The sequence below is a fragment of the Lysobacter soli genome (assembly GCF_003382285.1).
GTDB lineage: Bacteria > Pseudomonadota > Gammaproteobacteria > Xanthomonadales > Xanthomonadaceae > Lysobacter_J > Lysobacter_J soli.
This window is the reverse complement of the sequence record NZ_QTJR01000013.1, coordinates 64,763-79,319: the sequence shown is the minus strand read 5'-3', so window position 1 is coordinate 79,319 and position 14,557 is coordinate 64,763. Positions and strand designations below refer to the sequence as shown.

Genomic DNA, 14,557 nt, shown 5'->3' with positions numbered 1-14,557 from the left:
CGATGCACACCGCGCTTCGGAATCGGCGAAAGGATTGGGCAGGCGCCCTCCTGTTCGCGTGCGCGCCGCCCGCGCTGGCGATCGGGCCGGGCGCGATCACCGGGCCGGTCAACGTCACGGATGGTTCCGAACAGGTCGTGGTCAGCGGCACGACCGTGACATCGACCGGAAGCAATACAGGTGCCAACGTCACCAACGGCACGCTGCGCATCGACTCGTCGATCGGCGGTTCCGGCGCGATCCGCTTCATCACCGCCAGCGGCAACGCGCTGCAGGCCAGCGGGACGGGCCAGATTGTCACGACGGGATCGCTTGCGCTGACGACCACCAGCGGTCATGCAGTGCTCGCGAACGGAGCCAATGCGTTCGTGTCGCTGACCGGCGCGAACATCGTCGGCAGCGGCGTCGGCGGCGGGCTGATCGCAATCGGGGGGCGCATCGACGCGTCCGACAGCGCATACCTCAACAACGCGACCGCATCCAATCCCGTGTTGAACGGGCAGGGCGCCATCGCCGAAAGCGGCGGGCGCATCAACCTGCTGGGCAACGTCAGCATCGAGTCGCGCGCGACGCAGGCCGTCGGGCTAGGCGCATCGGGGGCGGGCAGCGTCATCACCGTATCCGCACCGACACTGCTGACCTTGAGCGGCGGCAACGCGATGGGCGTGTATCTGCACGACGGCGGCCAGTTGAACCTGCCCACCGGCTTCAACATCCGGATGTCCGGCACGGGCGGCGTGGGCGTCACGGTGGACAACACCACCGCCACGCTCGCCAGCGGGCTGACGCTCGATTTCCCCACCTCTCCCGCGTCAGTCGGCACGACGTCGAACTCCGGTCTGGGCGTGATCGCCGTGAACAACGCCGACGCCTCGTTCTCGAACCTCACCGTCCAGGGTCCCGGCCTCGGTGCCGGCGTGTGGGCCTTGTCAGGCAGCCAGGGGGCCGGCGGCAATACGTCCGCCGATGCCACCGTCAGGATCACCGGCAACAGCCGGATCGCGCTCGGCGACGTCTACGTCAGCAACAACGAAACGCACAACCCGGCGTATCGCATCCTGTCGCCGTCGAGCCCGAACCTCGTCAATGCCAACCCCTCGCTCGGGCCTTCCTTCCAGGCGTTCGCCGCGAGCCAGATCGCCGCGCTGCGCGCCAGCACCGGCAACGGCGGCGGAACCGCCGATGCGCAGGCGCTGATCGTCAGCAACGGGACGACGATCACCGTGCCCACCATCACCGGTGTGGGCGCATACGCGGGGCAGAACGGTGCGGGCGACAGTCGCATCGAACTGACCAACAACACCATCACTACGACCGGCACCAATTCGCGCGGCCTGATGGTGATTTCCAACGGCACGATCGATGCCACCGGCACCACGGTGAACACCTCCGGCGGCAGCGCGGCGTTGCGACTGGAAACCTTCACCGCGCCGGGCGTCATCAACCTGACGAACAGCACCGTGCGCGCGACGGGCGCGAACACGCGCGGCATCTCGTCCACGGGCCTGGGCGCTGCGAACGTCAATCGCGTCACGATGAGCGGCGGCACGCTGTCGAGCCAGCTCGGCAACACCCTCGTGGCCGACGGCCTGTTCGACATGGCGATGTCAGGCGGCGCGAGCGTGGCATCCGACGCCGGCTTCGTGCTGTATTCGGTGGCGCGCACGACGGGCACGCAGACGCTGGTGAACCTCGGTCTCACCGGAAACAGCCGCCTGCGCGGCAACGCCTATGCCGATGCCGGCGCGGAGACGAACATCTCGCTGGCCGACCGGTCGCAATGGAACGGCGCGGCGTATCGCGTCACCGACGTGACCGTCGATGCGAGCAGCCAGTGGACCGTCACCGCCGATTCGCTGCTGACCGGCGACCTGAGGAACACCGGCGTGGTGGCGTTCGCGCCGCCGGTGAACGGCAATTTCAAGCGGCTCGCCACGCACAACTACTTCGCCGGCAGCGGCACGCTCGCGGTGAACACGTTCCTCGACACGGACGGCTCGCCATCGGACGTGCTGATCATCGACGGCGGTCAGGCGACGACCGGGACCGCGAGCCTGATGGTCGCCAACGCCGGCGGCGCCGGCGCGCTGACGTCGGGCGACGGCATCCTGGTGATCGATGCCGTCAACGGCGGCATCACCGGTACCAACGCATTCGCGCTCGGCTCGCTGGTGCTGGCCGGCGCGTACGAATACACCTTGCAGCGCGGCAGTCGCGACGGTTCCAGCCCGTCGAACTGGTACCTGCGCTCCACGCTGGACTGCACACTCGATCCCTCCGCGCCCGGGTGCGACATCCCGCCGGATCCGCCGCCGCCCGACCCCGATCCGCCGGATCCGGACCCGCCGGACCCGCCGCCGACGCCCCCGGATCCACCCGAGCCGCCGACACCGCCCACGCCGCCGGATCCCCCGGTGCCGCCGACGCCGACGCCGCCGGATCCGCCCACGCCGTTCCCGCCGGTGCCGAACTATCGCGCCGAAGTGTCGCTGTACGCCGCGTTGCCGGCGATGGCGCTGCGCTTCGGCTGGACGACGCTGGGCAACCTGCACGAGCGCGTCGGCGAGGAAGAACAACTACGCGACCGCGACGACCTGCAATCGCGCACGTCGTTCAACGGCGCGTGGGTGCGCGTGATCGCCGAGGACGGCGACGTCGAAGGCGACCGTCGCGGCATCCTCGGCACCGGACCGAAGTACGAATTCGACGTGCTCGCGCTGCAGATCGGTACCGACGTGTGGCGCGAACAGCACGACGACGACCATCGCGACCACGCGGGCCTCTACGTCGGGCAGGGGCGCATCAAAAGTGAAGTGACGCACTACAACCGCCTGCGCGTGGGCAAGGACAAGGTCGAAGGCACGTCGCTCGGCGGCTACTGGACGCATTTCTGGCCGTGCGGCAGCTACGTCGACACCGTCCTGCAGGGCACCTGGAGCGACATGGAATCGCATTCGGTGCGCGGCCTGCGCCTGAAGTCCGACAGCTTCGGCTGGGCGGCGTCGGTCGAAGGCGGCATGCGGCTGAAGTGCGAACGCGCCGAGGAGGAATCGCGCTTCGAACCGCAGGCGCAGATCGTCTACCAGCGCGTGGACGATTTCGAAGGCGACGACGTCGTCGCGCAGGTGCGCTTCCGCGAGGCCGAATCGCTCGCCGCACGCCTGGGCGTGCGCTGGGCGCGCGACTGGCGGCTGGAGCCGGCCAGCGACGGCGCGCCACGCCTGATGAGCGGCTGGCTGCGCGCGAACGTGTGGCACGAGTTCAAGGGCGAGCCGTTGACGCTGTTCTCCTCCGGCAACGGCGACCTGCCGTTCCAGGCCGACATTTCCGGCACGTGGTGGCAGTTGAACGCCGGCATGACGCGCGAACTCGGTCGCACTACGTCGCTCTACGCGAACATCGGCTACCAGCGCAGTTTCGGCGGCAACCGCTTCGACGCGTGGGACGGCAAGCTCGGGCTGCGCTGGAACTGGTGACCGCTCAGTCGGCGTCGTCGTCGTCCGGGACGATCGGCTTGATCACCGAGTAGCGTTCCTTCTTCGGCTTGCCTTCCAGCGGCGGGAACTCGATGCAGTGCTCCGGCGTGCGCTTGTCCGGGACGCGCGAGAGCAGGTCGCGGATCAGCGCGAGCCGGCCGCGACGCTGGTCGTTGAAATCCACCAGCGTCCACGGCGCGTGCTCGGTGTGCGTGGCCTTGAGCATCGCCTCGCGGGCCTTGGTGTAGTCGTCGTAGTGCTCGCGCGAGGCGGCATCGATCGGCGAAAGCTTCCAGCGCTTGAGCGGATCCTGCAGCCGTTCGGCGAAGCGTTCCTCCTGCTTGGCCTGGTCGCAGCACAGCCAGTACTTGAACAGCAGCACGCCGTCGTCGACGAGCAGCTGTTCGAACACCGGCGTCTGGCGCAGGAAGGTGCGCACCTGTTCGGCGTCGGCGTAGCCCATGACCCGCTCGACGCCGGCGCGGTTGTACCAGCTGCGATCGAACAGCGCGATCTCGCCACCCGCCGGCAGGTGCGGCACGTAGCGCTGGAAGTACCACTGCGTCTGTTCGCGGTCGGTGGGCTTGGGCAGCGCGACGATGCGGCACTGGCGCGGGTTGAGGTGTTCGGCGATGGCCTCGATCGCGCCGCCCTTGCCGGCGGTGTCGCGGCCTTCGAACAGCACCACCAGCCGCTTGCCGGTGTCGCTCAGCCAGCGCGCCATCTCGACCAGTTCGATCTGCAGCGGCTCCAGTGCCGCTTCGTATTCCTTGCGCTTGAGCTTGGCCATCACGTCGTGCTCCGGCGGGTGCGGGCGCGCGACGTGCCGCCCGCGTTGGACTTCGGCGTACTGCGGCGACGCGTGCCGGCCATGCTGCGCGCGACTTCCAGCAATGCGCCCTGCTGGCGCGTGTCGAGCGCGCGATAGGCGGCGAGCAGGTCGTGTTCGCCCTGCGTGCGCGCCGGATCCAGCGTGCTCGCCAGTTCCGAGAGCAGCGCGCCAGCGGGCACGCCGAACGCGCGCGCCAGTGCGTCGAGCTGTTCGCGGCCGGGAAGCTTCTCGCCGCGAAGCCAGGCGCTCACCGTTGCAACGCCGGCGCGCGGGATCGCGGTGGCGATGTCGGCGGCGCTCATGCCGCTGGCCTTGGCGAGCAAACGCAGGGTGGTGTCCAGCGACATGTCTCACTCCGGCTTGATGTGGATCGAACAATGGCGACGGTGACGCCGCGCCGGTGACGCGCGCGTCAGCGCTCGCGCAGGCGCGGACGCAGCGTCGCGAGGTTGCAGGGTTTCGTACGCGAATCCAGCTGCGCGCGGATGATCTTCTCCCACGCGGTGCGGCAGGCCGACGTCGAGCCCGGCAGCGCGAACACGAACGTGCCGTTCGCCAGCCCGGCGAACGCGCGCGACTGCAGCGTCGAGGTGCCGATCTCGTCGAAACTCACCGCGCGGAACAGTTCGCCGAAGCCATCCATCTGCTTGTCGAGCAGCGGAAGCAGCGCCTCGGGCGTGGAATCGCGGCCGGTGAAACCGGTGCCGCCGGTGACGAGCACGCCGTCGACGTTCTCGTCGGCGATCCAGCGCGATACCACGGCGCGCAGCTGGTAACGATCGTCCTTGAGCAGGGCGCGTTCGGCCAGGCGATGTCCCGCCTCGACAAGCGACTGCACGAGGTAATCGCCCGAACTGTCCTCGGCCAGCGTCCGCGTGTCGGACACGGTGAGCACGCACAGGTTGAGCGGGATGAGGTCGGCGGTGGCGGTCATGGGGGCAGGGTACTCCTACGTACTGGAGGAACGCGCCATGCGTTGCACGGCGTCGGTGAAATCTCGCGCGAAGCCGGCCATGTCGAACAGGCCGCTCTCGCGACGACGCTGCGCGAGCTGCGCACGCAGGGCCTGCAAGGACGCCGGATCGCGGCCCAGCGCGACGCCCCGCGCGACGAAGGCCTCGTCGCTGTCGACGTTCATCGCGTCCAGGCCGAGATGGTGGTTCAGGCTGCCGGCGACGCGCGCGGCGAACGTCGCGCCCGGTCGTGTCAGCACCGGGCAGCCGGCCCACAGTGCATCGGATGCGGTGGTGTGCGCGTTGTACGGTTCGGTGTCGAGGAACAGGTCCGCGTGCTGCAGGCGCGCCATGTATGCGGCGTGCGGCTGCTTCAGCATGAACACCAGACGCTGCGGGTCCACGCCGCTGGACTGGGCGGCCGCTCGCAGTCGCGCATCCGCGTTTCCCGGACCCGAGAGCAGCCAGAGCACGCTGCCGGGGACCTCGCGCAACACCGCGAACGCACGCGCCATGCTGCGGGGGTTGAGCTTGTAGCTGTTGTTGAAGCAGCAGAACACGACCGCGTCCTCGGGCAGCCCGCACTCGGCTCGCGTGGGCGGCGGCAGGATGGCGCGCGTCGTGTCCGACGGCTGGAAGCAGCGCGGCAGTCGCACGACGCGTTCGCTGAAATCGCGCTCGATGCCGTCCGGCAGCACGAATGCATCGGCCAGCACGAAGTCGATCCACGGCGCGCCGGACGTGCCGGGATAGGCGAGCCAGTTCACCTGCACGCGCGCCGGACGCATCGCGAGCACTTCCGGCGTGCCGCCGCCGCCCCAGCCGCGCAGGTCGAACAGCACGTCGATGCCGGCGTCGCGTATGCGCTGCGCCACCCGCGCATGCGGCTGCTGCGCGACGTCGTGCAGTGCGTGCGCCGCGGCCTGCAGGCGCGCGCGGATCGGGCTGCCATCGTCGGCATTCAGTGCGAACAGGTGAACGTCCAGTTCGTCGAGTTCGCGCAGCTGCTCGAACAGCGCGGCGGTCAGCAGTCCGGTGGGATGCGCGCCGAATCCGTTCGATAGGAAACCCACGCGAAGGCGCTCGTGCGTGCGCGGCGGCGCGGGCGGCATCGGGCGTATCTGGCGGGCGAGCATGTCGGCGCGAAGGCGCGCGCAGCGCAGCTGTTCGGCGGCGCTGGCGTCCTCGCTCAGAAAGGCGAACGGCTCGACCGACGCCGTGCCGTCGTTCACCGCGGCACGCACCTGCGCGGCGAGTGCGTCGAGATCGCGCCAGTCGCACAGCTTGCGCCGCCACGCCAGCAGGTACGCAGCGATCTGCGGCTCCTGCGGCGCAAGCGCATACGCGCGGGCATACGCGTCGGACGCGGCCTCTGCTTCGCCGACATCCTCGAGCACGTGGCCGAGCCACAGCGCGATGCCGGGGTGATCCGGTGCATTCGTGGCCGCGGCCCGCAGGCTCGCCGCAGCGTCGCTCTTGCGACCGAGCATCCACTGCGCACGGCCGAGGCGCGCAAGCGCTTCCGGATGCCCGGGACGCAACGCGAGCGCGCGTCGCGCCGCGGCTTCGCCGGCCGCCGCGTCGCCGCGATCGAGCTCGTGTTCGGCCAGCAGGATCCACGCGAAGCCGTCGCCCGGATTGCGCTCCAGTGCGCGGCGCAGCTCGGTGCGTGGATCGACGGCGTGGTTCATGCGTTCGAATGCGCCGTGAAGGACAGCGAGTACCACTGCGTGTCCGCTTCCTCCCAGCCCGCGCCGCGATAGAGCGCGCGGGCTGTGGCGTTGTCGCGCGTGGTTTCCAGCACGATGCCGACCGCGCCGTCGTTTTGCGCGAACGCGGCGGCGGCATCGAGCAGGGCGCGGCCCGCGCCGCTGCGACGCGCGCCGGCATCGACGTAGAGATCATTGAGGATCCACAGTCGCCCGGTTCGCACGGACGAGAACATCGGATAAAGCTGGGTGAAGCCGACGGCACGGCCTTCGTCGGTGGCGAGCAGGATCACCGACTCGTCCGCGCGAAGTCGTGCTTCGAGGAACCCGCGACCGCGCGCTTCATCGGACGGCTGTTCGTAGAAACGACGGTAGGCGTCGAACAGCGGTACGACGGCGTCCAGGTCGTCCAGCGTGGCGCGTTTGATCGCGAGGGGCATGGGGCGGGTCCGTGCTCGGGGGTTTCGCGATTGTAGTCAACGCGCGAGGGAGCGCCTGGCGTCGATCGTATCGGTGCACGGTTTCCGGTTTGCCTCACCCCAGCTGTCCAGCAGGCGGAGAGGGGCTGAAGCAGGATCAACTTTCCTGCGTGAGCCGCGCCAGTTCGTCGGCCTGATGCTCGTGCTGCAGGCGCGCGACGAGCTCGTCCAGGTCGCCCTGGATCACGTTGGGCAGGTCGTACAGCGTCAGGCCTTCGACGCGATGGTCGGTGATGCGGCCCTGCGGAAAGTTGTAGGTGCGGATGCGCTGGCTGCGGTCACCACTGCCGACCTGCAGCTTGCGCATCGACGCCTGGGCCGCCGCGGCCTTCGCCGCCTGCGCTTCGGCCAGGATCGCGGTGAGGCGCTTCATCGCCTTGTCGCGGTTGGCGTGCTGACTGCGTTCGGTCTGGCTTTCGACCACGACACCGCTGGGCACGTGCGTGATGCGGATCGCCGATTCGGTCTTGTTGACGTGCTGGCCGCCCGCCCCGCTGGAGCGGAACGTGTCGACCTTGAGGTCGGCGGGATTGATCTCGATCGGCTCGCCTTCGGCTTCCAGCGGGATGATCGCCACCGTCGCGGCCGAGGTGTGGATGCGGCCCTGCGATTCGGTTTCCGGCACGCGTTGCACGCGATGCGTTCCTGACTCGAATTTCAGCTTCGAATACGCGCCGCGGCCTTCCACGCGCGCGATGACTTCCTTGAAGCCGCCGTGTTCGCCCGGGCTGCCCGACTCGATCTCGACCTTCCAGCCCTGCCGTTCCGCATAGCGCGCGTACATGCGGAACAGGTCGCCGGCGAAGATCGCCGCTTCGTCGCCGCCGGTGCCGGCGCGCACTTCCAGGTACAGGTCGCCTTCGTCGCGCGGGTCCTTCGGGATCAGGTGCGCGAGCAGTTCGGCGTCGAGGCGCTCAAGGCGTTCCTGAGCCGCGGCGATTTCGTCCTGTGCGAGTTCGGCGAGTTCGGGGTCGTCGCGCATTGCCTGCGCAGCGGCCAGGTCGTCCTTCGCCTGTGCTTCGGCCTTCAGCGCGTTCGCCACCGGTTCGAGCTGCGCGAACTCGCGCGAGAAGCGGCGGAAGCGGTCCGCATCGCCGATGACGCCGGGATCGGACAGCAGGCGTTCGAGTTCGTCGCGGCGTTCGGCGAGGGCTTCGAGTTTGCGGCGCAGGCTGGGTGTCATGGGCGAAGACCGGTGCGAGGAACGAGAGGCGGGCGAAGCGGACGCGGTTGCGCGTCGCTAGGCCTCGCGCTTGTCGTGTCCTTCGACCGGGGTTTCGTTGCGCGCGACGTCGCCCTCGGCGAAGAGCTTTTCCGCCGCGCGCGCCAGTTCCGCGTTGCCGGTGAGCGCCGCCTCGCGCAGGGCGATCGTCGGCGCGTGCAGCAGGCGGTTGGTCAGCGTGTGCGCGAGGTAGTTCAGCACTTCGGCCGGATCCTGGCCGGCGGCGAGCTGCTGCTGTGCGCGCGAGAGCACGTCGGCTTTTGCCGCCTCGCCGTGCGCGCGCAGGCGCTTGAGCGGCTCGGTGCGCGTGCTGGCGACCATCGATTCGGTGAAGCGCGCAACCTGCAACTCGACGATCGCCTCGGCTTCCGTCGCGGCTTCGCGGCGGCTGCGGCGGTTGTCCTCGATGGCGCGTTCCAGGTCGTCGACCGTGTAGAGGAACACGTCTTTCAGCTCGGCCACGTCGGGCGCGATGTCGCGCGGCACGGCGAGATCGAGCAGCAGCATCGGCCGGTGCTTGCGCGTGGCGAGCGCGGCGGCGACGTGCGGGCGCTGCAGGATCGGATCGCGGCTGGCGGTGGCGGAAATCACCACGTCGGCCTCGCCCAGGTGTTTGTCGATCTCGCTTAGCGGTAGCGCGAAACCGCCGTGCCGGCTGGCCAGTTCCTGCGCGTGGGCGAGGGTGCGGTTGGCGACGAGCAGCCGCTTGGCGCGCGCCTGCACGAGGTGGCGCGCTGCCAGCTCGATGGTCTCGCCGGCGCCGATCATCAGCACCGTGGAATCTTCCAGCCGGGCGAAGGATTCCTGCGCCAGGCGCACCGCGGCGGAAGCGACCGACACCGGATTGGCGCCGATGCGCGTGTCGGTGCGCGCGCGCTTGGCGGTGGTGAAGGCGTGCTGGAACAGGCGGTCGAGCTGGCTGCCCAGCGTGCCGGCGTGGCGCGCGGTGGCCCATGCATCCTTCACCTGGCCGAGGATCTGCGGCTCGCCCAGGACCAACGAATCGAGCCCGGTCGCGACGCGGAACAGATGACGCACCGCGTCGGCGTCGCGATGGCGGTAGAGGTAGGCGTGCAGATCGCCGATGTCGTCCGGATGCGTGGCAAGCCAGTCGGCCAGCGCCTGGCCGTCGTCGTTCGAAACGGCGTAAAGCTCGGTCCGGTTGCAGGTGGAGAGTAGGGCGACTTCCTGCACCTGCGGAAGCGTCTTCAGGGCATCCAGCGCGGCCGGCACCGTCTCGGCCGAAAACGCCACGCGCTCGCGCAGGCTGACCGGCGCGGTCTGGTGATTGATGCCTAGTACGAACAAACTCATTGACGCCGGACCTTCGTTCAGGTGCTTGCGATAAGCTGCTGGCTACCCGGAGGCCGATATTCTACCGGCCCCGTTCCGTCCCGGCTTCCATCAGGCCCGTTCGAATGCCCGCTGCCTCGCGCACGCTCTGTTTCGCCCTTGTCGCCGCCCTCGTCTTCACGCCGCTGCTCGCGGCCGAGAAGGCGTCACCTACCTCCCCGGACGATCCCACCAGCGCCTCGCTGGAAGCCTTGCTGGCGGGCGAGTTCGCGCTGCAGTCCGGCCGCCTGGACGACGCGGCGCAGGCGTACTTGGACGCCGCGCGGCAGGCCGACGACGTCGCCCTGGCCGAGCGCGCGACGCGCATCGCATTGCTCGCGAAGGACGACAAACGCGCCGCGCAGGCGCTGGACCTGTGGCGCAAGCAGGGCGGGGAGGGCTTGAACCTGGCCGCCGCCGAAGCCGTGCTGGCCATCCGCCGCGGCAACGAGCGCGAGGCCCGCAAACATCTGACCGAGCTGCTGCAGACCCCCGGCGACGCCGGCTGGCGGCAGGCGCTGGGCGTGCTGTCCGGTGGTGCGCGCGATCCGAAGCAGGCGGCGCGCCTGCTCGACAAGCTCGTCGACAGCGGCCGCATCCCGAACAAGCTGCAGGCGTGGCTGGCCTTCGGCGGACTGGCGCAGGCGCTGGAGCAGCCGGAGCTCGTCGAGCGCATCGTGGCCGAGGTCGTGGAGCGCTTCCCGGGCGAGGCGCGCGTGGGCCTGCTTCGTGCGAGCCAGCTCCGCGAGAACGGCAAGACCGACGAGGCCCGCAAGCTGCTCGAGTCGCTTGCCGCACAGGCCGGCGACGACGCCGAGCTGCGTCGTGCGATCGCCGACGAATACCACCGCATGGCCGATTACGCCGCCGCCGAGGCCGTGCTGGCGAAGGGCCCGCAGGACGACCAGAGCTACTCGCTGCGCGCGGCGCTGCTCGCCCAGGCCGAAGACAAGACCTCCCTCGCGCGGCTCTACGACGAACTGCGTGCGCGGTCGAACGATCCGGATCCGCAGCGTCGCCTGTTGCTCGGCCAGATCGCCGAGTTCCTCGAGCGCTACGACGAAGCGCTGACGTGGTATCGCGGAGTTCCCGGCGGAGGCCAGCGCTGGTCGGCGCGCCTGCGCGCGGCGAACGTGCTGCACGAACTCAAGCGCGGCGACGAAGCCTACAAGTCGCTGCGCGAACTGCAGTCCGATGCGTCGGCCGACGACGAAGCGCGCCGCGATGCCTATCTGCTGGAAGCCTCGCTGCGCTCCAAGGACGACGATGCCGCCGGCGAGATGGAAGCCTTCGCGCGCGGGCTTGCGGCCTTCCCGGACGATCCTGAAATCCTCTACGCGCGCGGCCTGAGCTGGGAGCGCCGCGACGACATCCCGCGCGCCGAGGCCGACCTTCGCAAGATCCTCGTCGCCGAGCCCGACAACGTCGCCGCGCTCAACGCGCTGGGTTACACGCTGGCCGATCGCACGACGCGCTACCAGGAAGCGCTGCAGCTGATCGAGCGCGCGCGCACCGCCGAACCGGACAACGCCGCGATCATCGACAGCTACGGCTGGGTGCTCTATCGCATGGGCCGCAAGGAAGAGGCGCTGGTCGAACTGCGTCGCGCGCTGACCTTGCAGAAGGATGCGGAAATCGCCTCGCACGTGGGTGAGGTGCTGTGGTCGCTGGGTCGCAAGGACGAGGCGCGCAAGTACTTCGAACAAGCCCGCAAGATCGATCCCGACAACCGCTCGCTCAAGCGCGCGCTGGAGAAGACCGGCGCATGAGGCTTCGCAACCTTTTCGCGCCGCTGGTTGCTGCGGTGCTGCTCGCCGGTTGCGTCTCGCAACCGACCCGTGTGCCGTCCGTGCCCGTCGACGAGGCCCAGGCGCGCGCGCAGGACGAGCGTCGTGCGGCGCTGACCGAGTGGTCATTGTCCGGGCGAATTGCGGTGTCGAATGGCAAGCAGGGCGGAAGCGGGCGCATCGACTGGCAGCAGTCGGGCGATCGCTATGCCGTGTCGCTCAGCGCGCCGGTCACCCGCCAGAGCTGGCGCCTGAGCGGCGACGACAGCGGCGGCCGACTGGAGGGCATCGAGGGTGGTCCGCGCGAAGGCGCCGACATCGAGGCGCTGCTTCGCGAGACCACCGGCTGGAACATCCCCGTGCGGGCGCTGGCCGACTGGGTTCGCGGCGTGGGCGCCGACCCGAACCGTTTCGGCGAAGCGCGGATCGTCTACGGCGAAGGCAATCGTCCGGTCCGGCTGGCGCAGGCCGGCTGGGTCATCGACTACGCGCAGTGGCAGCCGGATGCGGCTGCCGCGCCGGGACCGGTCCTCCCGGCCCGCCTGACCGCGACGCAGGGCGACGCCAAGGTTCGGCTGATCGTCGACGAGTGGAAGCCGGGCGCCTCCCCATGAGCGACGCCGATCAGGCGGCGGCGTGGACCTCCTGGCCCGCGCCCGCCAAGCTGAACCTGTTCCTGCGGATCACCGGCCGCCGCGACGACGGCTACCACCTCCTCCAGACGGTGTTCCGCATTCTGGAGTGGGGCGATTCGGTTCGACTTCGCATCCGGGACGACGGGCAAATCCGGCGGCATGGACCTTCAGCGCCCGGCGTCGATGAGGCCGACGATCTGACGGTTCGTGCGGCGATGATGCTGCAATCGGCGACCAAGTGCGCGCAAGGTGCCGACATCATCGTTGATAAACACATTCCGGCTGGCGGCGGCTTCGGCGGCGGTTCGTCGGACGCGGCGACCGTGCTGGTCGGCCTGAACGCGCTCTGGCGCACGGGCTTGGATGTAGATCGACTCGCCGAGCTCGGCCTGACGCTGGGCGCAGACGTGCCAGTCTTCGTGCGCGGTGAGAATGCGTGGGCTGAGGGGGTGGGGGAGGAGCTTTCTCCGGTCGATCTGCCGCCCGCTTGGTACCTGCTCGCGGACCCGGGCGTCCATGCGCCCACGGCGACTTTGTTCAAATCCCCTGAATTGACGCGTGATGCCCCGCCCGCGACAATGTCGGACTTCGTTTCGGGCGTGCCGCTCGGGAATGCGTTCGAGCCGGTGTTGCGCGCGCGCGAACCAGCCGTCGAGGCTGTTTTCGCTGCGCTGTCGCAGGTCGGTTCGCCGCGCCTGACCGGTTCCGGCAGTGGGTGTTTCGTCGAATTCGCAACGCGCGAGTCCGCCGAGGCGGCGCTGGCCGCATTGCCGACCGGGCTTCGCGCCTGGGTGGCGGAAGGGGCGCAAGCCTCGCCGCTGCACCGTGCACTGGCGGACTGGACGAAGCAGGCAATACCGGCGCCCTGACGGGCTCCACTGCAGGGGCGTCGCCAAGTGGCCCAAGGCACCGGGTTTTGATCCCGGCATTCGTAGGTTCGAATCCTACCGCCCCTGCCAACTCCATCGAAGAACATCCAGCTTGAGGATCGGGCATTCGGGATTGGGGATTCGCTTCAGACGGCCGAATCCCCAATCCCGAATCCTTGATCCCCGACCGGCCAGACCATGCAGAACGACCGCAACCTGCTGATTTTCAGCGGCAACGCCAACCGCCCGCTCGCCGATTCGGTGTGCAAGGAGCTCGGTATCCGTCTGGGCAAGGCGCTGGTCGGCCGTTTCTCCGACGGCGAAGTGCAGGTGGAGATCGAGGAGAACGTGCGTCGCCAGGAAGTGTTCGTCATCCAGCCGACGAATGCCCCGACGGCGGAGAATTTCATGGAACTGCTGGTGCTGGTGGACGCGCTCAAGCGCGCCTCGGCCGCCAGCGTGACCGCGGTGGTGCCGTACTTCGGCTACGCCCGCCAGGATCGCCGCCCGCGTTCCTCGCGCGTGCCGATCACGGCCAAAGTCGCGGCGAAGATGTTCAGCGCGGTCGGTACCGACCGTGTGCTGACCGTGGATCTGCATGCCGACCAGATCCAGGGCTTCTTCGACATCCCGGTCGACAACGTGTACGCCTCGCCGCTGCTGCTCGCCGACATCTGGCGCGCGCACGGTACGGAGAACATGGTGGTGGTCTCGCCCGACGTCGGCGGCGTGGTGCGCGCGCGAGCGATCGCCAAGCGCCTGGACGACGCGGACCTGGCGATCATCGACAAGCGCCGTCCGCGCGCCAACGTCGCCACGGTGATGAACATCATCGGTGACGTCGCCGGCAAGACCTGCGTCCTCGTCGACGACATCGTCGATACCGCCGGTACGCTGTGTGCCGCGGCGAACGCGCTCAAGGCGCAGGGCGCGACCAAGGTGGTCGCGTACTGCACGCATCCGGTGCTGTCGGGTGCGGCGATGGACAACGTGACCAGGTCGCAGCTCGACGAGCTGGTGGTCACCGACACCATCAAGCTGTCCGACGCGGCGCGGGCCTGCGGCAAGATCCGCCAGCTCAGCGTCGCCGAGCTGCTGGCCGAGACGATCCGACGCGTCGCGTTCGGCGAGTCGGTCAGTTCGCTGTACGTGGATTGAAGTTTTCCGGGGACGGTTTCCGGCCCTGTCCAAGGCTCTTCTGGTCGCGGAAGAGTCACATCGCCGCCGCGAGGCGGCATAACGCAGTAGAAGTGAGTAAACGAA

The 14,557-nt window shown here is 69.2% G+C and carries 12 protein-coding genes and 1 tRNA gene; 6 read left to right on the top strand and 7 right to left on the bottom strand.

From position 1 onward, the window contains the following. Positions 1-2 precede the first annotated feature (2 nt). Positions 3-3,476 (top strand): autotransporter outer membrane beta-barrel domain-containing protein, encoded by a 3,474-nt coding sequence (locus DX912_RS15570; RefSeq protein ID WP_181902860.1) that lies wholly within the window; start codon positions 3-5, stop codon positions 3,474-3,476. Between the two features lie 4 nt (positions 3,477-3,480). On the opposite strand, the gene ppk2 is transcribed toward DX912_RS15570, so the two are convergent. The 7 genes from ppk2 to hemA all read right to left on the bottom strand — a co-directional run bounded on the left by ppk2 (position 3,481) and on the right by hemA (position 9,985). Further along, a complete protein-coding gene (gene ppk2, locus DX912_RS15565) occupies positions 3,481-4,266 on the bottom strand; it encodes a polyphosphate kinase 2 (protein ID WP_115843927.1) in 786 nt (261 codons plus the stop codon). Beyond that, on the bottom strand, positions 4,266-4,655 hold the full coding sequence (locus DX912_RS15560) for a helix-turn-helix domain-containing protein (RefSeq protein ID WP_115843924.1): 390 nt from the start codon (positions 4,653-4,655) through the stop codon (positions 4,266-4,268). Before DX912_RS15560 ends, ppk2 begins: the two co-directional genes overlap by 1 nt. 65 nt (positions 4,656-4,720) lie before the next feature. Then, positions 4,721-5,242, bottom strand: a complete 522-nt coding sequence (gene moaB, locus DX912_RS15555; protein ID WP_115843922.1) for a molybdenum cofactor biosynthesis protein B — start codon at positions 5,240-5,242, stop codon at positions 4,721-4,723. A 15-nt stretch (positions 5,243-5,257) separates the two neighbouring features. Continuing rightward, complete coding sequence (locus DX912_RS15550) at positions 5,258-6,952, bottom strand: O-linked N-acetylglucosamine transferase, SPINDLY family protein (protein WP_115843920.1); 1,695 nt, start codon at positions 6,950-6,952, stop codon at positions 5,258-5,260. Next, on the bottom strand, positions 6,949-7,410 hold the full coding sequence (locus DX912_RS15545) for a GNAT family N-acetyltransferase (RefSeq protein ID WP_115843918.1): 462 nt from the start codon (positions 7,408-7,410) through the stop codon (positions 6,949-6,951). Before DX912_RS15545 ends, DX912_RS15550 begins: the two co-directional genes overlap by 4 nt. 136 nt (positions 7,411-7,546) lie before the next feature. Beyond that, on the bottom strand, positions 7,547-8,632 hold the full coding sequence (gene prfA, locus DX912_RS15540; protein WP_115843916.1) for a peptide chain release factor 1: 1,086 nt from the start codon (positions 8,630-8,632) through the stop codon (positions 7,547-7,549). Between the two features lie 57 nt (positions 8,633-8,689). Next, positions 8,690-9,985: a glutamyl-tRNA reductase gene (gene hemA, locus DX912_RS15535; RefSeq protein ID WP_115843914.1), complete on the bottom strand. Its 1,296-nt coding sequence runs from the start codon at positions 9,983-9,985 to the stop codon at positions 8,690-8,692. Between the two features lie 104 nt (positions 9,986-10,089). On the opposite strand from hemA, the gene DX912_RS15530 reads away from it, so the two are divergent. The 5 genes from DX912_RS15530 (at position 10,090) to DX912_RS15510 (ending at position 14,452) form a co-directional block, all read left to right on the top strand. Continuing rightward, positions 10,090-11,772, top strand: a complete 1,683-nt coding sequence (locus tag DX912_RS15530; RefSeq protein WP_115843911.1) for a tetratricopeptide repeat protein — start codon at positions 10,090-10,092, stop codon at positions 11,770-11,772. Next, positions 11,769-12,404: a lipoprotein insertase outer membrane protein LolB gene (gene lolB, locus DX912_RS15525; RefSeq protein WP_115843909.1), complete on the top strand. Its 636-nt coding sequence runs from the start codon at positions 11,769-11,771 to the stop codon at positions 12,402-12,404. Before DX912_RS15530 ends, lolB begins: the two co-directional genes overlap by 4 nt. Beyond that, the gene (gene ispE, locus DX912_RS15520) at positions 12,401-13,294 is read left to right on the top strand and encodes a 4-(cytidine 5'-diphospho)-2-C-methyl-D-erythritol kinase (RefSeq protein WP_115843907.1); all 894 of its coding nucleotides are present in this window, start codon (positions 12,401-12,403) and stop codon (positions 13,292-13,294) included. The genes lolB and ispE overlap by 4 nt, the downstream gene beginning before the upstream one ends. A 13-nt stretch (positions 13,295-13,307) precedes the next feature. Then, a tRNA-Gln gene (locus DX912_RS15515) sits at positions 13,308-13,384 on the top strand. Between the two features lie 108 nt (positions 13,385-13,492). Continuing rightward, positions 13,493-14,452, top strand: a complete 960-nt coding sequence (locus DX912_RS15510; protein ID WP_115843905.1) for a ribose-phosphate diphosphokinase — start codon at positions 13,493-13,495, stop codon at positions 14,450-14,452. Positions 14,453-14,557 lie beyond the last annotated feature (105 nt).

Bases quoted from the DNA above. Each gene is read 5' to 3' on its own strand.
- ispE (WP_115843907.1), top strand. From the start codon at position 12,401: ATGAGCGACGCCGATCAGGCGGCGGCGTGGACCTCCTGGCCCGCGCCC.
- DX912_RS15560 (WP_115843924.1), bottom strand. From the start codon at position 4,655: ATGTCGCTGGACACCACCCTGCGTTTGCTCGCCAAGGCCAGCGGCATG.
- DX912_RS15545 (WP_115843918.1), bottom strand. From the start codon at position 7,410: ATGCCCCTCGCGATCAAACGCGCCACGCTGGACGACCTGGACGCCGTC.
- prfA (WP_115843916.1), bottom strand. From the start codon at position 8,632: ATGACACCCAGCCTGCGCCGCAAACTCGAAGCCCTCGCCGAACGCCGC.
- ppk2 (WP_115843927.1), bottom strand. From the start codon at position 4,266: ATGGCCAAGCTCAAGCGCAAGGAATACGAAGCGGCACTGGAGCCGCTG.
- hemA (WP_115843914.1), bottom strand. From the start codon at position 9,985: ATGAGTTTGTTCGTACTAGGCATCAATCACCAGACCGCGCCGGTCAGC.
- DX912_RS15510 (WP_115843905.1), top strand. From the start codon at position 13,493: ATGCAGAACGACCGCAACCTGCTGATTTTCAGCGGCAACGCCAACCGC.
- lolB (WP_115843909.1), top strand. From the start codon at position 11,769: ATGAGGCTTCGCAACCTTTTCGCGCCGCTGGTTGCTGCGGTGCTGCTC.
- DX912_RS15550 (WP_115843920.1), bottom strand. From the start codon at position 6,952: ATGAACCACGCCGTCGATCCACGCACCGAGCTGCGCCGCGCACTGGAG.
- DX912_RS15570 (WP_181902860.1), top strand. From the start codon at position 3: ATGCACACCGCGCTTCGGAATCGGCGAAAGGATTGGGCAGGCGCCCTC.
- DX912_RS15530 (WP_115843911.1), top strand. From the start codon at position 10,090: ATGCCCGCTGCCTCGCGCACGCTCTGTTTCGCCCTTGTCGCCGCCCTC.
- moaB (WP_115843922.1), bottom strand. From the start codon at position 5,242: ATGACCGCCACCGCCGACCTCATCCCGCTCAACCTGTGCGTGCTCACC.